Annotated in this window: 23 protein-coding genes and 3 pseudogenes; 6 read left to right on the top strand and 20 right to left on the bottom strand. The window is 45.5% G+C overall.

The genetic code is table 11. From position 1 onward, the window contains the following. Positions 1-210 precede the first annotated feature (210 nt). The 6 genes from ABD014_RS22475 to ABD014_RS22500 all read right to left on the bottom strand — a co-directional run bounded on the left by ABD014_RS22475 (position 211) and on the right by ABD014_RS22500 (position 3,736). Complete coding sequence (locus tag ABD014_RS22475) at positions 211-780, bottom strand: GrpB family protein (RefSeq protein WP_343865083.1); 570 nt, start codon at positions 778-780, stop codon at positions 211-213. 26 nt (positions 781-806) lie between these two features. Then, on the bottom strand, positions 807-1,187 hold the full coding sequence (locus tag ABD014_RS22480; protein WP_343865087.1) for a VOC family protein: 381 nt from the start codon (positions 1,185-1,187) through the stop codon (positions 807-809). 60 nt (positions 1,188-1,247) lie between these two features. Next, positions 1,248-1,868 (bottom strand): flavin reductase family protein, encoded by a 621-nt coding sequence (locus ABD014_RS22485; protein ID WP_343865090.1) that lies wholly within the window; start codon positions 1,866-1,868, stop codon positions 1,248-1,250. Positions 1,869-2,014: 146 nt separating this feature from the next. Further along, positions 2,015-2,737, bottom strand: a complete 723-nt coding sequence (locus tag ABD014_RS22490) for a TraX family protein (RefSeq protein ID WP_343865092.1) — start codon at positions 2,735-2,737, stop codon at positions 2,015-2,017. 182 nt (positions 2,738-2,919) lie between these two features. Then, complete coding sequence (locus ABD014_RS22495; RefSeq protein ID WP_343865094.1) at positions 2,920-3,351, bottom strand: hypothetical protein; 432 nt, start codon at positions 3,349-3,351, stop codon at positions 2,920-2,922. Next, a complete protein-coding gene (locus ABD014_RS22500) occupies positions 3,308-3,736 on the bottom strand; it encodes a PQQ-binding-like beta-propeller repeat protein (RefSeq protein WP_343865096.1) in 429 nt (142 codons plus the stop codon). Before ABD014_RS22500 ends, ABD014_RS22495 begins: the two co-directional genes overlap by 44 nt. Positions 3,737-3,786: 50 nt before the next feature. On the opposite strand from ABD014_RS22500, the gene ABD014_RS22505 reads away from it, so the two are divergent. Beyond that, entirely contained in the window at positions 3,787-3,999 is a 213-nt protein-coding gene (locus ABD014_RS22505; protein WP_343865098.1) for a hypothetical protein, read from the top strand. 30 nt (positions 4,000-4,029) lie between these two features. Then, positions 4,030-4,779, top strand: a complete 750-nt coding sequence (locus tag ABD014_RS22510) for a stalk domain-containing protein (protein WP_343865100.1) — start codon at positions 4,030-4,032, stop codon at positions 4,777-4,779. Positions 4,780-4,849: 70 nt separating this feature from the next. Here the strand turns inward: ABD014_RS22510 and ABD014_RS22515 are convergent, their stop codons facing one another. Further along, complete coding sequence (locus tag ABD014_RS22515; protein WP_343865102.1) at positions 4,850-6,208, bottom strand: MFS transporter; 1,359 nt, start codon at positions 6,206-6,208, stop codon at positions 4,850-4,852. 116 nt (positions 6,209-6,324) lie between these two features. Here ABD014_RS22515 and ABD014_RS22520 point away from each other — a divergent pair, with 116 nt between their 5' ends. Further along, positions 6,325-7,206 carry a LysR family transcriptional regulator gene (locus ABD014_RS22520; protein WP_343865104.1) on the top strand — a complete coding sequence of 294 codons (882 nt, stop codon included), beginning with the start codon at positions 6,325-6,327 and terminating at the stop codon, positions 7,204-7,206. A gap of 100 nt (positions 7,207-7,306) precedes the next feature. Here ABD014_RS22520 and ABD014_RS22525 read toward each other — a convergent pair whose 3' ends face one another. The 9 genes and pseudogenes from ABD014_RS22525 to ABD014_RS22560 all read right to left on the bottom strand — a co-directional run bounded on the left by ABD014_RS22525 (position 7,307) and on the right by ABD014_RS22560 (position 13,736). Beyond that, on the bottom strand, positions 7,307-7,657 hold the full coding sequence (locus ABD014_RS22525; protein WP_343865106.1) for a DUF2200 domain-containing protein: 351 nt from the start codon (positions 7,655-7,657) through the stop codon (positions 7,307-7,309). Between the two features lie 62 nt (positions 7,658-7,719). Then, complete coding sequence (locus tag ABD014_RS22530) at positions 7,720-8,895, bottom strand: DUF4317 domain-containing protein (protein WP_343865108.1); 1,176 nt, start codon at positions 8,893-8,895, stop codon at positions 7,720-7,722. Positions 8,896-9,099: 204 nt separating this feature from the next. Then, positions 9,100-9,506: pseudogene (locus tag ABD014_RS22535) on the bottom strand (NAD(P)H oxidoreductase); the annotation flags it as partial. A 41-nt stretch (positions 9,507-9,547) separates the two neighbouring features. Next, positions 9,548-10,516, bottom strand: coding sequence for a tRNA dihydrouridine synthase (locus ABD014_RS22540; protein WP_343865110.1), 969 nt, complete (start codon positions 10,514-10,516; stop codon positions 9,548-9,550). A gap of 186 nt (positions 10,517-10,702) precedes the next feature. Further along, positions 10,703-11,272: an SF0329 family protein gene (locus ABD014_RS22545; protein ID WP_343865112.1), complete on the bottom strand. Its 570-nt coding sequence runs from the start codon at positions 11,270-11,272 to the stop codon at positions 10,703-10,705. A 308-nt stretch (positions 11,273-11,580) separates the two neighbouring features. Further along, positions 11,581-12,360, bottom strand: a complete 780-nt coding sequence (locus tag ABD014_RS22550) for an Imm51 family immunity protein (RefSeq protein ID WP_343865113.1) — start codon at positions 12,358-12,360, stop codon at positions 11,581-11,583. Between the two features lie 227 nt (positions 12,361-12,587). Then, positions 12,588-13,171 (bottom strand): annotated as a pseudogene (locus tag ABD014_RS22555) (sortase domain-containing protein); the annotation flags it as partial. Positions 13,172-13,238: 67 nt separating this feature from the next. Beyond that, a complete protein-coding gene (locus ABD014_RS24905) occupies positions 13,239-13,352 on the bottom strand; it encodes an LPXTG cell wall anchor domain-containing protein (RefSeq protein ID WP_379340769.1) in 114 nt (37 codons plus the stop codon). 120 nt (positions 13,353-13,472) lie between these two features. Further along, the gene (locus tag ABD014_RS22560; RefSeq protein ID WP_343865115.1) at positions 13,473-13,736 is read right to left on the bottom strand and encodes a hypothetical protein; all 264 of its coding nucleotides are present in this window, start codon (positions 13,734-13,736) and stop codon (positions 13,473-13,475) included. A 223-nt stretch (positions 13,737-13,959) separates the two neighbouring features. On the opposite strand from ABD014_RS22560, the gene ABD014_RS22565 reads away from it, so the two are divergent. From ABD014_RS22565 to ABD014_RS22575, 3 genes are all read left to right on the top strand, one after another. Next, on the top strand, positions 13,960-14,265 hold the full coding sequence (locus tag ABD014_RS22565; protein ID WP_343865321.1) for an ArsR/SmtB family transcription factor: 306 nt from the start codon (positions 13,960-13,962) through the stop codon (positions 14,263-14,265). Positions 14,266-14,341: 76 nt separating this feature from the next. Further along, complete coding sequence (locus ABD014_RS22570; protein ID WP_343865116.1) at positions 14,342-14,647, top strand: hypothetical protein; 306 nt, start codon at positions 14,342-14,344, stop codon at positions 14,645-14,647. Positions 14,648-14,675: 28 nt separating this feature from the next. Beyond that, entirely contained in the window at positions 14,676-15,854 is a 1,179-nt protein-coding gene (locus tag ABD014_RS22575; RefSeq protein ID WP_343865118.1) for an MFS transporter, read from the top strand. An 851-nt stretch (positions 15,855-16,705) separates the two neighbouring features. On the opposite strand, the pseudogene ABD014_RS22580 reads toward ABD014_RS22575, so the two are convergent. The 4 genes and pseudogenes from ABD014_RS22580 to ABD014_RS22595 all read right to left on the bottom strand — a co-directional run. Beyond that, positions 16,706-16,873, bottom strand: a pseudogene (locus ABD014_RS22580) (ADP-ribosylglycohydrolase family protein); the annotation flags it as partial. Positions 16,874-16,912: 39 nt separating this feature from the next. Then, a complete protein-coding gene (locus ABD014_RS22585; RefSeq protein WP_343865120.1) occupies positions 16,913-19,648 on the bottom strand; it encodes an ABC transporter permease in 2,736 nt (911 codons plus the stop codon). Further along, complete coding sequence (locus ABD014_RS22590) at positions 19,645-20,331, bottom strand: ABC transporter ATP-binding protein (protein ID WP_343865122.1); 687 nt, start codon at positions 20,329-20,331, stop codon at positions 19,645-19,647. Before ABD014_RS22590 ends, ABD014_RS22585 begins: the two co-directional genes overlap by 4 nt. Before the next feature lie 93 nt (positions 20,332-20,424). Further along, a complete protein-coding gene (locus ABD014_RS22595) occupies positions 20,425-21,765 on the bottom strand; it encodes a sensor histidine kinase (protein ID WP_343865124.1) in 1,341 nt (446 codons plus the stop codon). Between the last annotated feature and the right edge of the window lie 35 nt (positions 21,766-21,800).

A 21,800-nucleotide genomic window follows, 5' to 3' on the forward strand; every position in this document is an offset into this window, starting at 1 on the left:
CTCTTATAATATATCACATCCAAGTCATTAATGCAAGCATTATTTTTAATTTCTTTTTCAGAAGCTGTCCAACAATGCTTCAATTAACGACCGGAGTTATAATGTACCACGCTTACTGACTCATTACAACATATAAAATATTCCAATTGATTTACCCGTTGCTCATTCTTCCTTATAAACTTTAAAGATCTTGCCTGGCCATTCCAGTTTTTAAGGCTGATACCTTCCACCATACTCCTTTCTTGCTAGGTCCGTATATTTCTTAACAAACTCTCCTTTTGCCTGCGTGTATCCGTCTCTGTCGTGCTGATACTGATCCTTTAGAATAAGTTTGAGTTCAACATATTCTGCCGCTACTTCAGTGTGAGTATTCAAATAATCTCGAAAATACAGTTCGCCCCAATCTCCACGGTAACGAACATGAATATGAACAGCCTGCCCCCGAAACCCCTTGGGAGTATACCCCTTTAGATACATTATAATGTCACTCTCGGGCGTATTGACGACATAACCTGCATCTAACATCGTTTCGGTTATGCTTAGGATATCGGTATCTTCTTTCACTTCTATTAGAATATCAACAGTAGGTTTCGCAATAAGTCCGTCAACTGCGGAACTTCCAACGTGACTGATTCTAACTATTACATCCCCAAAGATGGACTCCAAATAATCTTTTTCTTTGAGGAAATACTCTTTCCATTCTGGATTATGTTGTTCAAGCAAAATGGGAAACAACTGAGCAAGCTGTTCGTCTGTAACATTTGAAAAATCCTGTCTCATGATCATAATTACCTGCTCTCTATAAATTAAATCGCTATCCACCAGAACACACCAAATTTATCGATCAGATTAGAACAGTACGGATTCCAATCACACGGGCCAAGAGGATCAATAACTGTACCCCCATGACTCAGTACATCATAAGCTTTGCGGACAGCTTCCTCGGTACCCATATCGTATACATTGAAGGCCATAGTTTGCCAAGAGGTTTTTTTACTAACATCGCAACTCTGGGGTGCTTCACTTACAGCCAAGAACAGTTCACTATTTAAAGTTAATTCGCAATGCGCATAGGCATTCTGTGTTTCATCCTTTATTTCTAAAGTTTTTGCTAACCCAAATGCTGTGCAATACATATCAACTGCTTCGATACTTCCCCTGACATATACTTGCGAGCTTATTTTCATTCTATTACCTCCTTCGTTGATCCTTAGTTTTCTATAACGCCAAAAGCAATTACAACTCTATTATACAGAACCTGGTCCGAATACCGGCGCTAATCTTGATGCAGACAATTGCTCACTCAGTCCAAAATATTCGCAGAAATTCATGATCATCGGATTCCATTTCGACGGATCGATATAGTTTGAGTTTGTATCCATAAGAAGATAATCTTCTATGTGAACTTTTTCGATGCGTACTTCAATAGCGACAAGAGAACTCGGCTCTTCAAAAGGATGGAGCTTCACGAACTTAGCTTCCAAATGAACGGGGCATTCTTTTACGCGCGGTGCTTGAACTAGATGTGATGGAAGTTGGGTTAACCCAGCGATACCGAATTTATCGGCTTCATACTTATATCCTCTCATTGCTTTAGATTCTGGCACTGGATTTCGCCCCGTTAAGAGGGTCAACCGATCAATTGCAGGGATCAAGTCAATGGACGGAAGATTAAGTACACATTCTCCTTCACGGATCAAATTCTGAACTGTCTGTGCCTTGCTACTTAAACCTAGCATACACGACTGATTAAGCCACCAGGCAGAGGACATCGGAGCCAAGTTGGCCGTACCATCTTCGTTAATCGTACTTATCAGCACAACAGAAGTGCCAAAGTAAAGAATTTTAGGGTTAATTACCGTATGCATAACCGATCCACTTCTCCTCTGTGATCAATTTTCAAACTTAATATATCACAGGCCTTTTACAGTAAATAGGGATACGGAATAAGACAGCAAGATGTCAAAATATTAGAAAGCGAAAGGATGTAATCCTTCCGCTCCTGCAACTCAAGTTATTTAGAAACGATGTACGCTATTGTTGTGATTATCCATAAATGAGCTGGATAGAAAATATAGAAGAAGTATTTTGCAAATTTAGAATTGCTTCCTCTCTCGCCATTATACATATACAAAAACGGGATAACGAAAATAAACATAAAGTCCGAGTTAATTCCTAGCATTGTTATTGTTGTTAATAGATCTCCGTAATTTACAAATGTCATCAAGAACAAAACAAGCGAAAGACATAGATACCCGATATTTCTGTATTTATTTTTACCATAGGTGAAATATGTGATGAGCATAAACGGTAGAATTACCATACCGCCTTCAGCTATTAAAATTCCAATCACTATTAAAACAGCGGAGCATATAAAACCCAATATTCTATTCTTGATTTTGGTTATTGCGGCTAGCATTAATACACCGATTGCTAGAGTTAAAAATATATTGTTGTGAACGGTAATACCATGATCTTTAAATAATAAATTCAGTAGACTGTTACCTGCAAACATAAAAGCTGCCCATGAAAATAACCTCATAGTGTATTTTTTCAAATTGCTTGTATACATAAATCCTTCGACAGCGCCATATGCAAACCATACTCCGACCACTCTAGTGATAACATGAAAAATAACTACCCAATTTTCAGGAATAAAATAAGCGATATGGTCCAAAACCATTAAACACGCCATGAGTAATTTAATTTGGAATCCGTTAAGCTTCATTTTTCGCATATATATTTATCTCCTTTTCTTCTTTCCTCCCTGTACGTTCGATATTGATTATAATTTTCCATGTAAAATTTTACGATCTATATAACTTACACTATCATTACATATTTGAAATAAAACAAAAAATCATGAAATTAATCATGATCTTCAAACCACTTCTAACTATAGTGATAATGAAGTCTGAATCAATCCTGCAATAAAAAACGATCGATTCCCCCCAGTAGATTCGGGTGAATTCGCTTCTGCTGTATGGCCTCGGCCGCCAGCTTCGGTAACGGGCGAGCTGCAATAGTCTGATCGAAGGCGCCAAATTTGCGCAATCGCCCGAAATATTCCTGTTTGCCTGACTTCCGGTACAGCGCCTCGTTTAAGGTGAGGGCTGCAGTCCGAAGTTCGGGCGAGTCGGGCTTCAGTAGCCACATCGCGAAATGAATGATTGCCTGGTCCTGCTCACCCGCGTATTGTTCCGACATATGTTGTAGTTCGTCCACTGCATCGCCAGTACTGATCTGTCCCAAGCAAGACTTTAGTTGCAACAACTGTACATGCAGCTTAACCTGCAAATCCCGCCGCTTAAGTTGAATAGCAAGCTTCAATGCTTCTTCTGCGGCATTCATAGCGCTCTCGTATTGATTCTGACGTTCCCTCAGTAAGCTCGTAAAATAGAGAGCTTCGCATTCGAAGAAAGGAATGCGAAGCTTCTTCGTTAACCGTGCCGAGCGTTAGATCCACTGGCCGGCTATCTGTAGATCCAACATATACGGTGCCATCTGCAGCGACTGCAGGCGAGGACGAATTGATCCCTCCTCCTGTCTCGAACGTCCATCTCTCTACGCCATTTGAACTTGGCATATATAAATTTGTGATAATGTTCGGTTTCACTTCAATCCTTAAATCCGGATTTAACTGAAGATCAAGCGCCTTAGCGGATTGAAGCAGATTGAAACAAGCCAGTAATAAGGCAACAAATAAAACAGAAAAACGCGATTTCTTATCAAACATAGGGAACCCCCTTTCATCTGCACTATTCTCGGACCTTCAGCAGGCGGACGATGGCTGACGCGGCTTCTGTGCGGGTGGAAATTGCTCACGGGGCCAGTTTACTTGTCGGGGAAAACTCCGGGTTGATGATGCCATCCTGTCCTATCACAAACGTCCTTCTAAACAATTCTAAAGTAGCGAGCGCTTCAAAAGTGTTTCCTTATCTGTTACCTGTTTTTGAAACGCTTTTGAAGCGTTTATCTTGGTATGCTCTTGCTAATTGAATCGATTATATGACTGGAGGAAGATTATAGATGAAAAAGAAATACGTTATTCTGTTGCTCATCATCACCGCCATATTCTCTCTTTCGACCGGAGCTTTTGCCGCTAGCAATCTTACCGAGATCAAGGCGTTCCTCAACGCAGGGATTAACTTCCGTCTGGACGGCAAGACTTCGCATCCACTTGACGACCATGGCAAGGAAGTGCTTCCGATCACGTATAACGGAACGACATATTTGCCTCTTCGAGTCATAGCCAATGCCTTGGACGTTCCGATTACATGGGATGGCTCTACGCAAACCATCGGAATTCGTGAGAGCAGCAATCTTACGTTGTATTCCAAAGACGTGAAAGTGGATTATTGGAGCGAGAAATTTTACGATGTGATCAACAAAAAGCAACTTGTATTCGGAAATCATCAGTATGACGGAGCCTACGCTTTTACAGCGGAAAACGTAGGGTTGGGTTGGTACGAGGGATCACCTTACTTGAAAATGGACTTCGGCAAAAAGTACAAAACCTTGCATCTGGTTCTGTATTCTCCTTCGTCAATGAAGCTCAGGGTATTGAACGGCGATAAGCAACAATTGACGCAGGAAATCAGTCTCGAGGCAGACCGGGTAACAGAGCTGGATGTTGACTTGCAAAATAGCCAATATGCCTTCGTCTCGGCTTACGATGCCACGAATCAAGCCGAAAAGCCGCTTCTCTACGTATTGAAGGACAGCTATGTTACGACGGAAGGCATTCCTGCTTCGATGGATAAGTTAGGCGGCAACTAGATACTTGATCTGGAGTTATGAATCACTTATCTCCGTCATTTGGAAATCATTAAAATCAAAAAACACGCCATCAGGCGTGTTTTCTTTCTCCTCTTAATTGCTTCTTGCTTCCGAATTGTGTACGATACATGATCCATACTCCCAGAACGGTTAACATTAACACGAAGTAAATATTGCTGTATACATAAGAATCTGGGAGCGCATTGAATGGATTTAAGCGAAACGTAACGCCTTGATCGACGATTTTGCTGTAAACGCTTGTAGCCACTGCCCCGGATAAGAAATTCAACATGGATAGTAGCCCCATACCGATTCCGGTCTGTTCCTTCGGCAGCGTTCTGGATATCGTATTGGATAGAGCAATCTGAATGAACATTTGTCCAACATTGCCAAAGATAAGGAAGACAGCGACGATCATAGGAGAGACACCCGCAAAAAGAGACATCAAAGAAAAACAAATAACAAGCAATGCGCTGGCAATCGTGAACAAAACCATATTGCCTTTAATATCCGCTAATTTTCCAGCTTTACGTCCCAAGAATGCCGAGACCGCTGCTCCAGGCACCATTGCAAAGCCGATCAACCCCGCTGAGAGCTTATGCACATTTGCCAAGAGCTGAGGAGTGAGGAAGGGCAGTGAATATCCAACAGCCATGACCAGTACTGCGATAGTTAAACCTAGTGAATAACTTTTGTTACGGAACAAGTTTGGATTCACAAAGGGCACTTCCGCTCGGCGGATACGGATGAAGAACAAGAGGAAGGCTATCGCACCTACTAAGGCTGGCAGCCAATCCGTAAACGTAATGGACAGTAGTAAACTTGCCACTGTACCAGCCAGCAGTCCGCCGCCGATCCAATCCAGCTTTCCACCATTACTCTGCTCAGCAACGAGATATTTACGGTATACAGGCAACGTAAAGACGAGAAGCATCGGTAGGCAGAACAACCACCGCCAATGAGCGAAGCTGACAAGCATTGCGGACACGACTGGACCGATTGCATTACCGATGGCCAACCCGCTTGCCGTAATGCCGAGCGCCCATCCTCGTCTTTCGGTTGGGAAATATCGTGTCGGTACGATCATCGCTGTCGCGGGGATGACTGCTGCACCGCTTGCTTGCAAGATTCTGCCCAAAAGTACCATCCAATAGGTTTGAGAAGCTAATCCGATCAGAGAACCGAAACTGAAGAAGAGTAGCCCGAAAGTAATCAAGCTTTTTAAGTTAAACAGATCCGCTAATTTGCCGTACACCGCAGAACCAATTGCATAGATAAGTAAATAGCTGGCAGACACCCAGCCTACTTGCGAGTAGGTAAGATGGAACTCTTCGCTCATCTTCGGCAGTACGATATTGAACATGGTCGCACTCATAGAAGATAAAATCATAGTAAATGCAAGGATATATATTAACTTGTCGGTCTTCATGAGAAATCACCCTTTCCTTTGGATAGGGATTATTTTACAATCAAATATAGATAAATAATAATATATATTTCTTTATGTATTCATAACCTATAGTATATGGAAATGGAGCGATAAGATTGGAACTGTTACAACTGCAATATTTCCGCACAGTTGCCAGATTGGAGCATATGACTAAGGCGGCTGAACAACTTCATATTGCGCAGCCTGCTCTCAGCAAGACGATATCCAGACTGGAGGAGGATCTTGGTGTCTCGCTATTTGACCGTGCGAATCGGCAAATTCGCCTTAACGCTTTCGGCAAAGCCTTTCTTGCCAAAGTCGAAGCTTCTTTATCCTTATTGGAAGAAGGGCAGAAAGAAGTTATGGATATGGCAGGGTTAGAACGAGGAATCGTCAGTATCGCTACGAATGCATTAAATCGCCTCTCACCTGCGATAGCGGCGTTTCGCGAGCGGTTCCCGGATGTCAGCTTCCGCATCAATCAGATTGCGCCTGCCGAGACGAATCAAATTGGGGTGCTTTTGGAGCGGGGGAACGTAGATCTCGGGTTTGGACCGATGTCTATTCATAAGCCGGGCATTCGTGAATTGCCCGTTCTGCTGGCAGAAGTCTACCTTGCTGTGCCACACGGCCACAGGTTAGAACATCAAAGCAGCATTACATTGGACCAAGTGGCAGATGACTCATTCATCGATTACAAGTCTGGACACCCGTTTCGCCAAGTCAATGACGAGATAAGTCGCAAAGCGGGAATTAGGCGAACTATTGTCTGTGAAGTAGAGGAGCCCACTGCTTTGGGGAGCCTTGTACAGGCAGGTCTTGGGGTTGCATTCGTCCCGGGATGTAAAGGGGATCAATTACCGCAATATACCTTGCTAACGATCGAAGGTACAGATAACAAACGCGCCTTTTCCGTATCTTGGAATGAAGTACGATATCGCTCTGAAGCTGCGTGCGAATTCCAACGCTTTCTTGTCGAGTATTTTGCAGATAAATAACCCCATGAGTAAATTACTTTATTGCATAGAAAAAGGACGTAGCCTCCTACGTCCTTTCACACTATAAGCCCTTCAAACCCAATGGTTCTATTTGTTATGACTATTTCCGCAAAATCTTCTCCATTGCCTTCCCCTTTGCTAACTCATCGATCAATTTATCTAAATAACGAATTTCCTGCATCGTTGGTTCTTCGATGTCTTCCACTCGGACACCGCAGACCACCCCTTTGATCAAATCCCTTGAAGGATTCAGTTGGGGAGCTTCCGCAAAGAAAGTCTCAAAGTCTGTCTTTTTTCCCAGTTGCGCTTCCAGCTCTTCCTGGCTATACCCTGTCAACCAACGGATGATTTCATCGACTTCTGTTTTCGTACGTCCTTTTCTCTCCGCCTTCGTAACATAATGAGGATAGACACTTGCGACACTCGTTGTATAAATCCGATGTTTGGTCATGTTACACCCCTCTCCGTTTTCTATATTTAGTCAATAACTATAACTATTTTTAGATAAAGAGTCTATAATAGCGTTTCTGTACTAAGCGTAAAGCCTTCAATCGCGACATCTTCGTCGACTTCAATCATGATGCAGCGTTTACCTTGGAAATTCACCTGTTTTAAATACCTTAAATCCTGCGGGCTAACCGAAATCGTAGCTACCTTTGTTTCGATCTTAATGGATTTGGAAGTAAACTTCGGCATGACGCTGGTTGCTTTCATTTCATAGTTCTTGTTGTCCACGATGGTTTCGAATGCCCGCTCCACCTTCTCGGTCGTCACGTCCTCTACGCCGCTTGCGTTCAGTACGCGCTCCAGATCTTTATAATCCAGCTTCGGAGGTTCTTCCTCCTTCGTCTCCTCGTTAATTTCGATCACCCGGTTGATTTCCTCGTACACCTGTGCAATGGTGGCTGAATCGAGCTGCTCGCCGGTCACTTCCTTGACGATATCTTCGAAGATCGCTCGCTCTTCCAGTGCCGTCACGGATCTTTCTCCGTTCAAGACCTGTTCGACAAAATGAGGATCTGGAAAATTCGATTTTCCCGTACAATACAAAATACGATTCACGTCGGAATAATTGTCCGTCACGCTAGGGTACAGGAATCCTTGCTCCGGCGTACTTAACTTGATAATCGGATCTACAATGACATTGTACTTGAACTCTCTCTCCACATAATCGAACAAGAGAGTCTTCCGTTGTTTCTCCGTAGAATTCACACTGCATAAAATGAACGGATGGGCGAACACCTCGTTCTTCTCGCTCTCTTCCGCTTCATCGTTTCTCGCCTTGGTCGGCAAATAATACTGTCCCCGAACGAACGTGATCACCATATCCCGCTCATATTTGGCATCCGTCATCATTCTCTCCACAAGCATCAGCATCAAGTCCTGCCATTCTTCCGGATCACCCGACACGAGAGCTTGGTGAAGCAGTACCTGCGCCGGTTCCTCCGCTGCTTCCTGAAACTTCAATTCGAACAGCTTATGATCCAATTCACCGGTCAGCAGTTTTTTGAAATTGCCCATATACAGCTCCTGCTTCTCTTTGTCCAACAGGCCAAACGGCAGCCGCTCCCAGTGATAGATTTCATTGGTTTCCTTCATAATATACACGTTGAGAATATCTTCAATATTCATCAAATCGTTATCCATCTTAAATTGCTTGCGTATATGTGCGACTTCTTTCTTATTCATAGTTCGTCAGACAACTCCTAGAAAGTAAATTGGCTCTACCAGTATAAACGATATAAAACCCCTTCGCTAGAAGGGCTTTTAACATGACTCCTGTTCTGTCGTCAATGTCCGTCACAAACTTCTCCATTTGAACCCGCTCGATCAACAAAAAAAGCAGTCCCTTCTACATAATATAGAAGGAACTGCTAATCCAGGGTCTTATATTAAGAATTCAACCTTGGAACTGGAAATACCGCAATAATCTGCAATTCCCACATTCAGCAGATGTGTAATCATTTCGTCATAGTTGCGCTTTCTCATCTGTTCTTTCGAAACCCCAGCCAGACCAATCCACAGAACATGCTGATGATGAAGGTGGTTCGAACCGTACGCAAACCCATTCTTCCATACACGGTCGATATATCCCTTCAGGACAGCCGGCAGATTCCACCACCAAACGGGGAAAATAAATGCCAGAGCGTCATGCTCCTTCATCCGCCTTATTCCATTTCTACTTCAGTAGAAAAGGACTGTTCCGCGACTGACCAATCGGGTTCATCGGCTCCTTTTAAAACAGGATCAAAACCAATCCCGTGCAAATCCAATATCTCATAATCGTGGCTAGCCTCGGCATTCCGGCCGAGATACCTGGCCTGCTGCGGTACAGTGGTGCCTATCCTGTTTCCTCCACCACAAATTCATCGAGCAGCGCACGTACTTCACTTGTTGACTTTGCGTTCATTAAGCTATTTCTTAATTCACTTGCCCCTCGGAATCCACGGACATATATTTTGAAGAAGCGGGCAAGAGGGCTGAATGAACGTGGCTCCTGTGCTGAATATTGATCATGTAGATCCAGATGCAGCCGCAGCAGATCAAGCAATTCCTCACTGCTATGTTTCTTCGGCTCCTTCTCAAAAGCAAATGGATTTTGAAAAATACCACGCCCAATCATAATGCCATCTACACCGTATTGTTCAGCGAGCTGGAGGCCGGTCTGACGGTCAGGAATATCCCCGTTAATGGTTAGAAGTGTATCAGGTGCTACCTCATCACGAAGTTTCTTAATCTCCGGAATCAGTTCCCAGTGAGCGTCTACTTTGCTCATTTCCTCCCTTGTCCGCAGATGAATGGACAGATTCACAATGTCTTGTTTCAAAATATGGGTTAACCAGTCGCGCCATTCGTCTACGCTACTAAAACCGAGCCTTGTTTTTACACTGACGGGCAGTCCCCCGGCTTTGGCGGCCTGGATAAGTTCCGCTGCAATGTCGGGACGGCAGATCAGGCCGCTTCCCTTCCCATTCTCTGCTACATTCGCTACAGGACAACCCATATTAATATCGATGCCTTTAAACCCTTCTTTCGCCATGCCGATACTCATTTGACGAAAGTATTCCGGCTTATCTCCCCAGATATGGGCTACAATCGGCTGTTCATCCTCTGTAAAAGCCAAACGTCCGCGAACACTGTGATTCCCATCCGGGTGACAATAGCTCTCTGTATTTGCAAACTCCGTAAAAAACACATCCGGTCTGGCTGCTTCACTTACGACATGGCGAAACACAACATCGGTCACATCTTCCATGGGCGCCAGTACAAAAAAAGGTCGTGGCAAATCGCGCCAAAAATTGTCTTTCATATCCAATACCCCTCTATAAATATAGGAAAAATCTTTATCCCGAAATGGTAATTACAACCTGCTCATGCTCTTGCTTTTTCTTCACTTATAGCATGTTTAAGCAACATAAATCAAACGGCAGTATATGTTAACCGTAGCAGTGAAAGCACTCCTAAAACGATATGACCCGTCAATGCGATTTCATTTTCATAACGAGTTGCGTCGTAGTTCATAAAAATACTGCACAATGGGATGCTTTAACTTCATCTTCTCAGCCATGTTTAAAATTCGCTTTTTGCCAACTCGTCTATCCACTAAAGCTAAAATATTTAATAAGATATCATTACTCTCCAAGCTTTCATCTATAGAAATCGATAAAAACGTAGTAGCTACTAAGACAAAATTGGATTTACTTAATGCGGCCTGTGCTGACATAAGCTCTTTTGCAAGTTCTGAAACTTTTCTGCTTCTTGCAATGACTTTAAGACGATCCTCGGGAACGGTCCCCTTGGTATCCTTTCTGATCGCTTCAATTTCATCATGGGTGATAGGAATTTGGATATCCGGATCATTCTTAATTTCCTGCTCCGTCTGATACCATCGGATTGAACCAGTTGTATCACTCATATTAAGTACGTTCTTTTTATCTACAGCAAGATAACAAATTCCGGATTTATCAGGTAGATAACGATAACTGGTTGCCCGGTATTCGACCCTTCCATTTAACGCAGGAGAGAGAAAGCTCTCCAGTTGTTGCTTTAATTTGCTCCAGGACATGTATCCTCCTATATTCTCAAAGCCTGACTACCAGTATTTCGCGGCAGTTTTATGACAATGGCACCTATAGTCCAGGCTGGTTTGATTTAAAATAACAAAATTTCTAAAATATTGCCCTTGCCATCTAACGGCTCAAGCTTACAGTCCGATTTTCGTTTTCTCTCGATTTGTTACTTATATTTTTCTTCAGGATCAGTACAGATAATGCCTGGAATTCGAGTACCCTCTACAGTCTTTTGCCTGCTAATTTTATAAATAGCAAACACCACCAATCATCGTCAATTTGGCCTATACATTTTGCCCTTGAATCAATCCAATTCAGCGCGGGAGAATAAATCCCTGATTACGGCGTCATCCTCGCAAGCATCTTTAAATCCTATTGCAAATTTTTGTAAAGCCTCTCTACTATCTGAATAAGCGCAGAACATATCGGCTTCCGGGTCAAAATGTACGCTATCTTCTAGTTGAGGCATTTTTTCCTCAAGAAAGACCACCGCCAAAGATCCCCAATCGTAACCATTGCCTTCAAATCCCTCGTCAGCCCTTGTCTGAAAAACCTCATCTTTATAAACACCAACATTCAAAATCATGGACACATTACCGCTATCATGCTCTATGAACTGAAACGGTTTGATTCTTTCTTTAAAACTTATGAGCTCATTCGCCGGAGTATCATTCTTCACCGAAGCAATTGCGTTTGGCTGTACTGTCATCGACTTCTCTTGAGGGCTTGTTATGCCAATCTCGTGGCGGCTCCATTTTAAAAGCATCACAGCATCTTCATCCTCGGGATCCAGTTTATTCGCCATTTCGAATGCGTTTACTGCATGCTCATATTGCGATAGGTAGTAGTAGGCATAACCAACACGAAAATGCCAAAGAGGGTCATGCTCCCCTTCCTTTTTGATTGTCCAAAGCTGCTGCAATGCTTCATCGTAACGGTCCAGATTGTTTAACGCTCTCGCCAAATGGCTGACTACATCGTAATCTCTTTCCTGTTCGGGAATTTCTGCGATTTTGCCTACTATTTTTTCAAATTCATCATTGTCATGCCAAAGGGTTAACTGTTCTAACAGATTTTTTTCCATAGCACTACCTCCTTTGTTCCGAATCCACATAGATCTTTTTCTAGTTATCTTTCGGTATATCCTAATTATACTTCGGAACCCATAGTGCATCTTCATCCAATTTATAAACATTCCCATCAGATCTATTCATCATTAATTTACCCTCATCATTAGTAATCTTTAAAAAAATCACGTCCTCCAAGGGAAGACGTGATATGAAGCAGCTTGTTTCCTGTGTTTTAGCCTCGTCATTCACGCTTTCGAGCGACCACCGCTAACCGACCGTTTTCGGTCGAGTATTTACACGTAGACAGTACAACAAGCTTGTCGCCAAACTGGGCCGTCACGCCCGTGTCATAAAGAGAGAGCTTTTTGATGTTCTGAATATACGAGTCAAACTCAGCGGATGTACCAACTTTCTCAATCTAGTAGTATTTAAAAACATCGTCCGATTTGCGGTAAACCTCTGAGAGGATGACAGAAACAATCTCATACTCTTCCTTTTCATAAAGCGTACTGAACTGGAACGTAGCATGCTCCCTATAAAAGCTTTCCTTCTTGTACCTCATCAAATCCGTAAACATCGCGCCGCTTTTCATGTGATGTCATGAATCAGCAAAATGTCTGAATCGCTTATCCGACTGTGCACGTCCAAAAAGGGGAGGCCGTTTTTGTTCTCCTCTTTATCGAAACCATGATTGAGATAGTATTCGGCATCCTGTGGATTCTGCATAATCGGGTAATCAATTCGGGTGCCATCAACCTTCAGCCAGCCGACAATGTCCGGGTTTCTTTGGTAAAGCTCTTGAAATTCGGGAAGCATGGCCGGCTCATGAAGAAAGGAAAAGGCGATAAGATTTTTTTTAATATTACTCATTTTCTTACCGCCCTTCCGGTTATTAAATGCGTTTCTTCTTACTACTAAGCAGACAGAACCCGATCGTAATCAAGGACATCATCGCTAAAGCCAAATAGAAGATTGGCGACGCGCTGTTATCTCCTGTTTTCGGCACGATACAGCAAAAATCCAGCCAATCAAGGCTTATGAGTGGAGAATTTGCGTCAGCAAAATACTACTCGTCCTTTGACTGTCTGGATAGATAGTAACGGATTGCTATAAATTGAGAAATAATTTAAGTCTCTTTTAAAATATATCGGTTGCTAAACTTTTTTTTCTCTAAAACACCACTTAAGCCCTTTGTGCTCTTAATTGAATATCGCTGGCCTTTTGAAAATACTCCAGAGATATCTTCAAGTTCAAAATTCTCTCCAAAAATTTTATTGGTTTTTAACTTTCTAGTAAACGTTTCTTTTAGTTCGCCTAAATCATCATCGAAGAGGCCGGCTTCACGATAAAGATGTACTTTTGTTCCGATTGTTTTAAAATAAAATTCCATATGATCACCACCAATAAAATGAAATGTCTGGTCAGTATTATCAGCTTTATTATACATTCTACAATATTAAATGAATTCCTACTCAATCGAGCGACAAAAAACGAGCAATATCCCCCAACAGGCTCGGGGAAGTTTTCTTCCGATTCATCACCTGGGCTGCGAGCTATATCCCTAATTTCCTCGCAAACTTGACGCATCGACGATTTTCGATATAATTATGCGTATGGAAGCACTTGAAGTTTTTAAAGCGTTGTCCAATGAGTCTCGTCTGCAAATTCTACAATGGTTGAAGGAACCTGAGAATCATTTTACGCCCCATGAAGGGATTGATATGAGAAAAATCGGGGTATGTGTCTGCCAGGTGACCGAGAGATTGAACATGACACAGTCAACTGCATCCCAGTACTTGATGATTCTTCATCGAACGGGGCTACTTAAGACCGAACGCATCGGCAAGTACACCTATTACAAAAGGGATGAGGAAAAAATTCGTGAAGCGATAGCTTTGCTCAAGCGGGAGATCGAATAATAGTAATAGCCATCGTAGGATGGCTGGCGGCAATGACCGGTCATCAAGGCTATGATGAGCAATTTCGAGAGGGCCAATGAGCATCCTGATCTGCGCGGAGCTTGGTTGTGACGTCGGTAACGCCGTCAAAGCCGCAGAGTTCGGCGAATTGGTCCTCGCCGCCACCCCGCTTCAATCCTATCGTGCCATACAGGTGGCGCCTCTCGCCCAAAGAAGTTCAGCCCGTAGAATTATTCTCCCACCCATTTCGGGCGCAGACGGCAAGGTTCCAAATATCAGAACTGAATGCTACATGAAGTTCGGTTTTTATTTTTTCTATAACGAATCGATAAATGCAAATATGTCATTATGTGAATGGGTTAAAATTATTAGAGCTTTATAACATGAACTTGAAGAAGAGGAGCAAATTGATGACAAGCACGTGGAAAGTTTACTTATTAGCACTCGTCAGTTTTTTGGTTGGAACATCCGAATATGTCATTTCGGGAATTTTGGACAAAATTTCTGTCTCTCTGGATATTTCGATTACTTCGGCCGGTCAATTAGTGACTATTTTTTCTCTCATTTATGCTATCTGCACTCCAGTGACCATGGCTTTAACGGCGAAGATCGAACGGCAAAAGTTACTTGTTGCCGCAATGGGAATTTTCGTAATCGCCAATGTACTGGCGTTCGTGCTCCCGGGTTACGGACTTTTTGTTGCCGCACGAGCCTTGATGGCTTTAGGAGCGGGAACCGTTGTCGTGACATCACTGGATATCGCCGCCAAAATCGCACCTGAAGGAAGGCAGGCCAGTTCGATTGCCAATGTTGTCATGGGCTTTACAGCGTCATTGATTATTGGGGTACCGCTTGGACGCATGGCGGCGGCAGAATACGGATGGAGATCGGTATTTGGTCTCCTTGCCTTAGCGGGGGTGCTGGCGATGATCGTGCTTTATTTCACCCTTCCGCGTGTGAAGGGCGATGCTCCCGTACCGCTATCCCAACAATTGAGGTTTCTCAAGAATCGCCGAACATTTCTTGGACTGTCGATTACATTCTTTTGGCTAGGCGGATACTCGGTCGCTTATACTTATATTTCACCCTACCTTCTTACAGTTGCGGGTTTACATGAAAATGTGCTGAGCGGCGTCTTACTGGCGTTTGGCATTGCCAGCTTGATTGGTTCCAAATTTGGCGGTTACAGTACGGATAGATGGGGGGTTGCCCCTACTTTGGCCGGGGGGATGATGCTGCATATTGCCGCCTTGATTTTACTCACGGTTACCGTCATGTTCACAAGTTCATGGCTGCCGATTGTAGCCATTCTCATGCTTTGGTCGTTCGCCGCCTGGTCTTCCGGACCAACACAGCAGTACAATTTGGTACGAATCGAGCCCAACTATTCAGGCGTCATGCTAAGTCTCAATCAGTCCACGATGCAATTGTCAATGGCAGCAGGTGCCGGAATTGGCGGAATCGTTATCGGTCAATTCTCCTTATCGCCAATCACATGGGTTGGCGCGATCGGGGTATTGATTGCCATTCTAGCATCGTTCTTGTTGAATGCGCAGATGAAGGAAAAGGTAAGCACATCTCGCATTTAAAAAGCCCCTTATCATGTAAAAAGCCGATTACCTCACTTCACTTCGAGGCCCGGCTTTTTGCGTATATATCTGGTCAACTGCTACTCGCCTTATAAAATTCTAGTTAATAAAACCATCACTTTGGAAAATCCAGGAAGAATTCTTTGGCAAGTTGATGCCATTAGTAAACCGTCAAATGCCATGAATATTCCTCCTATCATCAGAGATACTCAATAAAAATGGGCCCAAAAAAAACGCCTGTATCGGCGCTTTACATATGTGATTTGGCTTGTCATACATTTCGCACTTAGAATATCAAATAACTTCGACAATCTTGTTTAGTAGTTTTGGCTAGCAGTACTTTTTGGTGAAGTAGTAAGTCTATTGTAAAAATGAACCACATAAACTTAAAAGCACAGATAAATATATAGAAGGAGATTAATTATATGTCAAAAAATTATAGAGGAAAAGCGCTATGGAAATTACCTTCAAGAAGTAGAGGAACATGCCCTGTTTGTAAGGCTACACGAATCAAATTACTTTACACGCTTCTTACGGAAAACGGTACTAAACTGACTGTTTGCAAGAGATGTCAACAAAAAAAAGTCAGCATTTAGTCGAATAAGAGGGGGCGGTACACCCCCGTCTTCCCACACAATCGTACATGCGGGTCCGCATAGGAGTACAAATTATAGAATACAATTACAATGGGGACGTGGATAAGTTCGCGTCCCCATTTCGTACCCAACACTTCTTTATATTTACTCTAAACCCTTATAAATCAAGGATGCAACCGACTCCACATGTGTAAAGTACGCAGAGTCAACATTACAACTGGAACCAGCTGCTGTCAGATTAGGCGGCTGGTTTAATTAGGTTGTCAGCAGGCTCGTTCTAAGCTTATAGACGCGCTGTGCCAAGCCACTCAGCTGATCCTTGACCAATATCACATCGGAATGACTCTCCGGAATTGTTGCATATCCTTCATGCCCCCCTGCTAAACCGCCTGCAATGGCCGCTATCGTATCGGCATCGCCACCTAAATTCGCTGCCTATTTCACAGCATCCAGGAAGGACCCTTAATGGGCTTCCTTTCGGAGTGCATCCGCAGCCTTAAATGCCAGTGCAGCTCGCGCCGGAGCTGTATTCAGCCCGATAGCAGCCAATAGTAAAGCGGCGAAAACGACAGAAAGGAAGGCGAATGGATATCCCGATGTCAAACTTTCCTGAAAGGACTCCCGGCTTACCTGAAACAATCGCTTAATCAAATGCGCCCCTGTCGAACCAATCAGCCAGCCAGCAGCTAAACCAACAGCACTAATCATGACACCCTCAGTCAAAAACATATAATAAATGATACGGTCGCTAACGCCAATACAGCGCATCATCGCCACTTCCTTGCTTCGTTCCCTGATTGCTCTGAACTGTATGACCGCAAGACCCAGCAGGCCGATAAAAGCCGACAAAATCGTAAATCCGATAAAACCGTTGCCCATCTGACGGTACATAAGTTGCTCTGCGCTATTGCTCAAATAAGGAACCTTAAAGGTATGCACTTGATGGAGCAGAAATTGCTCTTCCAACTGCTGCGAAAGCTTTATATTTTTGTAATCAAATCTGAATAATACGATGCCTTTATTGCTTTGGTTAGGCCATTTAAAGCCATATGCCTTGAGCTCCTGCGCGATTTCCGGGTGTACATAGGTTGCCCCATATAAATCAATAAGCGTATTTTTGGCCTGATCCGGAGTAAAGCCAGCGATCACAAACGCTTTTTCCAGCATGACCTGCCGCTGCTTCCCTTCCTCTATCAAGCCGCTCTCAAGTACATGCAGTGTAATCGTATCGCCTGCCTTCAACCCTTCTGCCTGCCCCTCTATATTTCGCCCCATGTAAAAGTGCGGCAAAATAATATACTGCTGATCATTGGCCACCCGCTCCCATGCTGCTTGATCCGAGCTGAACTCTGAATCCCTGCCAAGCAGCTCGATCCCTGATTGAAGAATCGGCTTCGTCACAGGCACAATAGCTTGAGCAAGATTGCTTTCGCGAGATTGAATCATAAAGGGTTCGATCACGACCTGATCCTCAAGATGTTCTTGAATAAGCACCGCTGCCTGTTCAATGCTGCGCCTCTCTTCGTCTGTCTGGTAGGTCGCGTAGCCGCCAAAGCCGATAATCGTCTGCTCATTTCGTTCCACATCCCGCATCTCGTCCAGCAGTTGATTGAGACTTGTCGTAAAAGTAATCGTCAGCATGACAAGGGCAAACAGCAGCCCGGTTGTATAGGTCCGGCCCAGTTGCCTCCGCGGATACTTAACTGCAAGCAGCAGCGACAGCTTGGGTACTCCCAGCAAGCGCAACAAACGATGCAGCGGCTTCTCCAGGACATGCAAAAAGCAGATCAGCAGGAACAACAGCGTGAAGCAAGCACCAAGCCAGGCAACTGCCGTCAGCAAAATGCCGGAGTTGTCCGGATCAGGCGTTGTTATAAATACGTCGCGCACATGCTTGCCCATCACTAGCAATCCAAACAACACAAGCCCAGTGACCAGCAGCTTCCGTCCAAAGGTCGCATCTGACTTTACGCTGGAGTCTCCGCGAAGGGCCGCGACAATTTGCAGGTTGCTCGCTTTTCGGGCAGCTGCGGCAGCTGTGAGAAGCAGCACAAGCCATATAAGCGCCAGCAGCCAAACAGCTGTATCCACCGTAAAATGCGGCCTGACCGGGATATGGTCGCTCGTCAGCCTTTGGAGCACTTCTGCAAAACTGCCATACAGCCAATGAATCAGACCATAGGATGCCGCGGCACCAAGCAGAACTCCCGCCAAGGCGCTCAATAGGGAGAGCAGCGAAGCTTCCACCAGAAACATGGAGAAAATATGCCTGCGGGAAAGCCCGATTGCCCGTAAAGTACCGTATATTTCTGTCCGGGAATCCGCAATCATCAGCAGCACTTGTCTCATAAACAATAAGCTGGTCACAATCGCCGCCAGACTGATCAGGCCAATTAAATAGGTGAAATTCATTTTCCCTATTTTTTGCTGCGCCTCCACCTTCAGATATTGCGGCTGCCAGCTCAGCTCGGGTATCATCAGCATCGCCTGCGGGCTTGTTTGCGGATCAATGCTCGCGATCAGCACTGCCGGATAATGACCGTCAGACTCCAGTCCCGCTAGCTCACGCACGACAGACTCCGCACCAAAGATGGTTGCTGTCTGGGTACCCGATTCCCGATAACCGGCGAGCCCCCGTTCCTCAACGATCATGCGAACCTGCAGCTTCCGGCTCCCCCGGCTTGATGTCACCTCGACAACATCGCCTTCCATCAGCTTCAGCTGCCCGGCCAGTCCGCTGTTCACAATGACTTCATTATCGGCCAGCTCCGCAGGCCACTGCACCGAAGCATCCCCTTCCAGCTTGGCCGCGGCTTGCATGGAAAAGCCCATAAGCAGCACCTGCGAGAGCGCTGACGCTTCCCGCTGCTGATCTTGACTGCGCACCACAGATACCTCTGTGGTCACATAAGGAAGAAAACGATAATCATGGTTGAACTGTTCCGTATACTGATCCATCACCTTCAGCTGATCAGGGTTAAAGGCCGGCTGCTGGTCCGGCGTTACTTTCCAGCTTATCGCGCCCAGTCTTTGCTCCAGCCAATCTTGCCCGCTTCGCTTCACCGACTCGTAGTTGACGACACTGACGGTAATAAGCAGAGCCCCGATTACCCCGGCCACAAGGGTAAGCAGCGTTTGCCGCCAATGCCGGGTTAGATGGCTTGCGGCCATTTTCCATACTAAACGGGAAAAAATCATACAGCCCGCCCTCCATCATGCACGACCCGGCCGTTTTGCAAGTGAATGATGCGTTCCGCGCGTTCTGCGACGCCTTGATCATGAGTTACCATGACGATCGTCGTTCCGTGATGGCGATTCAGCATTTCCAGCAAACCGACAATTTGCTTAGCTGTCTCGGAATCCAGCGCACCCGTCGGCTCGTCCGCCCAGATCAACTCAGGCTTGCCGGCAATGGCCCTGGCTATCGCCACACGTTGATTTTGTCCACCCGATAACTGGGAAGGATACGTTCCAAGCTTATCCTTCAGGCCAACCTCCTTCAGCGCTTCAATCGCCCGCCGCTTCGCTTCTCTCGCACTTACGCCTCTGGCTAGGAGCGGCATTGCCGCATTCTCCCAGGCATTCAGCACCGGAATCAAGTGATAGGATTGAAAAATAAAGCCCATATGCTCAAGCCGAAATTGGGAAATTTGCTTCTCTTTGGCTTCATGCAAGGGCATATCGCCAATCCAAACCTCCCCGGTATCGATCGATTCGATGCCGGCCATAATATGCAGCAGCGTCGTTTTGCCGCAGCCTGAAGGACCTGTGACCGATACGAGCTCGCCCTTGCCGATTTCCAGGTTCACTTCACGGAGCGCGTGAGCCGCAGCCTCCCCTTTGCCGAACGTTTTACTTAACCCCGACACTCGTATAAACATCGTTTACAGTACCTCTGTTTCTCTGGAATGTCTCTACAGTATCAAAAGGATGTGCATACACAATGAAGCGAATGTGCAGAACTTGTGCAGAATTTACGATTCGTACATCACGGGTAAGCATAAGGTGAAAGTCGTGCCTATCCCGAATGTGCTGCTTACGCATACTGAGCCTCCGTGCACCTGTGCGTATTCTCTGACAATAGCCAGTCCAAGTCCCAGTCCTGTCCCCCTTGCCTGTAGATTCATCCCTTTACGGCCGCGGTAAAAGCGGTCGAACACATAAGGCAGCTCCTCCTGCTCGATCCCCCACCCGTCGTCATTGACCGTAATCGCAGTCTCACTGTCCATTAGGGAGAGTTCCACGCGTACTCGGCTGCGTGCATGGCGGAAAGCGTTGCCCAGCAAATTGAGCAGTATGCTTCTGACTCGCTCCTTATCCGCAAAAATGCACACCTCTTGTACCTCTCGCGCTTTGCTGAAGCTTACGGCAATAGCCTGCTCCTCGCCCTCGACAGACAAAAACTCGAGTACCTCCTCGATAAGCGTCGAATAAGCAAACCACGCCTTGTGCAAAGGCAGGTTTCCTGACTCCGCGAGCGATAAATCCTGCAGATCATGTACCAGCTTGGAGAGCCGCAGCGTCTCGTCATGAAGACCTACAATTTTCTCGATGGGCAAGCTTGGCTCGCCCTGCAAAGCGTGATCAAGCTGCGTACGCATAATCGCAATGGGGGTACGCAGCTCATGCGCAATATCAGCGACCATAGAGCGCCTCACCGTCTCCAGACGGCTAATCGTCGCATGCAGCCGATCGGCAGCGGCAAGCGCCTCCTGCACGGCAGCCGCGGCGTCCGCCGCTTTAGCTTGTCGCCACAGAGGAGCAAGGCCTTCAGCGTCAGGCTGCATCCGTTTGCACACTTCTGCGGCAAACCCGTACATGTCCCGATGATTCTGCTTCAGCATACGCCTGCTGTACAGGAAGGCAGTCCCATACAGCAGCATTCCGAATAAAGCTGCACCTGACACGATCGCACGGCGCGCTTTCCAATCCTGTTCGGCTGTGGCCTGCGTATAGCCTACAAGCTGACCGCCGGACAGCACCGGGATGCTGCGGCCCGTCTTGGCCTGCCGGCTCTCCTGCCCTGCTTCAGGCTGCAGTCTCGAAGAAGCGGACTGTTCCGCCGCAGATTCCCAGCTCAGGCGATCCGCCTTGGCTCCAAAAGCCCCCGTCAACAGCCTTCTGTTCATAGGCTCCCAGCTTCCGGCCTGTTCGTAAACCGTTTTTGCGTAGCTGTTCCACAGTAGTTCTACGCTTTGCAGTTCTACCTGCTCGGCTCGCTCCTGCATCCGCAGGACCAAGCCTCCAAGCACACAAGCTGCTGCAATACTTATAAGTGCAAGCGCCAAATGAAGCCGCAGGGTGAAAGCCTGCACACCACCCGCCCCCTTTCGTTTGTCATTGAAGGGCC

The sequence above is a fragment of the Paenibacillus motobuensis genome (assembly GCF_039521865.1).
Lineage (GTDB): Bacteria > Bacillota > Bacilli > Paenibacillales > Paenibacillaceae > Fontibacillus > Fontibacillus motobuensis.

What these genes read in the sequence shown, in the direction of transcription:
- ABD014_RS22570 (WP_343865116.1), top strand. Translation starts at nt 14,342, where the DNA reads ATGAGCATCCTGATCTGCGCGGAGCTTGGTTGTGACGTCGGTAACGCC.
- ABD014_RS22505 (WP_343865098.1), top strand. Translation starts at nt 3,787, where the DNA reads ATGGCTGACGCGGCTTCTGTGCGGGTGGAAATTGCTCACGGGGCCAGT.
- ABD014_RS22545 (WP_343865112.1), bottom strand. Translation starts at nt 11,272, where the DNA reads ATGTCCTGGAGCAAATTAAAGCAACAACTGGAGAGCTTTCTCTCTCCT.
- ABD014_RS22500 (WP_343865096.1), bottom strand. Translation starts at nt 3,736, where the DNA reads ATGTTTGATAAGAAATCGCGTTTTTCTGTTTTATTTGTTGCCTTATTA.
- ABD014_RS22560 (WP_343865115.1), bottom strand. Translation starts at nt 13,736, where the DNA reads ATGGAATTTTATTTTAAAACAATCGGAACAAAAGTACATCTTTATCGT.
- ABD014_RS22565 (WP_343865321.1), top strand. Translation starts at nt 13,960, where the DNA reads ATGGAAGCACTTGAAGTTTTTAAAGCGTTGTCCAATGAGTCTCGTCTG.
- ABD014_RS22550 (WP_343865113.1), bottom strand. Translation starts at nt 12,360, where the DNA reads ATGGAAAAAAATCTGTTAGAACAGTTAACCCTTTGGCATGACAATGAT.
- ABD014_RS22585 (WP_343865120.1), bottom strand. Translation starts at nt 19,648, where the DNA reads ATGATTTTTTCCCGTTTAGTATGGAAAATGGCCGCAAGCCATCTAACC.
- ABD014_RS22590 (WP_343865122.1), bottom strand. Translation starts at nt 20,331, where the DNA reads ATGTTTATACGAGTGTCGGGGTTAAGTAAAACGTTCGGCAAAGGGGAG.
- ABD014_RS22575 (WP_343865118.1), top strand. Translation starts at nt 14,676, where the DNA reads ATGACAAGCACGTGGAAAGTTTACTTATTAGCACTCGTCAGTTTTTTG.
- ABD014_RS22480 (WP_343865087.1), bottom strand. Translation starts at nt 1,187, where the DNA reads ATGAAAATAAGCTCGCAAGTATATGTCAGGGGAAGTATCGAAGCAGTT.
- ABD014_RS22540 (WP_343865110.1), bottom strand. Translation starts at nt 10,516, where the DNA reads ATGAAAGACAATTTTTGGCGCGATTTGCCACGACCTTTTTTTGTACTG.
- ABD014_RS22530 (WP_343865108.1), bottom strand. Translation starts at nt 8,895, where the DNA reads ATGAATAAGAAAGAAGTCGCACATATACGCAAGCAATTTAAGATGGAT.
- ABD014_RS22525 (WP_343865106.1), bottom strand. Translation starts at nt 7,657, where the DNA reads ATGACCAAACATCGGATTTATACAACGAGTGTCGCAAGTGTCTATCCT.
- ABD014_RS22510 (WP_343865100.1), top strand. Translation starts at nt 4,030, where the DNA reads ATGAAAAAGAAATACGTTATTCTGTTGCTCATCATCACCGCCATATTC.
- ABD014_RS22490 (WP_343865092.1), bottom strand. Translation starts at nt 2,737, where the DNA reads ATGCGAAAAATGAAGCTTAACGGATTCCAAATTAAATTACTCATGGCG.
- ABD014_RS22515 (WP_343865102.1), bottom strand. Translation starts at nt 6,208, where the DNA reads ATGAAGACCGACAAGTTAATATATATCCTTGCATTTACTATGATTTTA.
- ABD014_RS22485 (WP_343865090.1), bottom strand. Translation starts at nt 1,868, where the DNA reads ATGCATACGGTAATTAACCCTAAAATTCTTTACTTTGGCACTTCTGTT.
- ABD014_RS22495 (WP_343865094.1), bottom strand. Translation starts at nt 3,351, where the DNA reads ATGAATGCCGCAGAAGAAGCATTGAAGCTTGCTATTCAACTTAAGCGG.
- ABD014_RS22475 (WP_343865083.1), bottom strand. Translation starts at nt 780, where the DNA reads ATGAGACAGGATTTTTCAAATGTTACAGACGAACAGCTTGCTCAGTTG.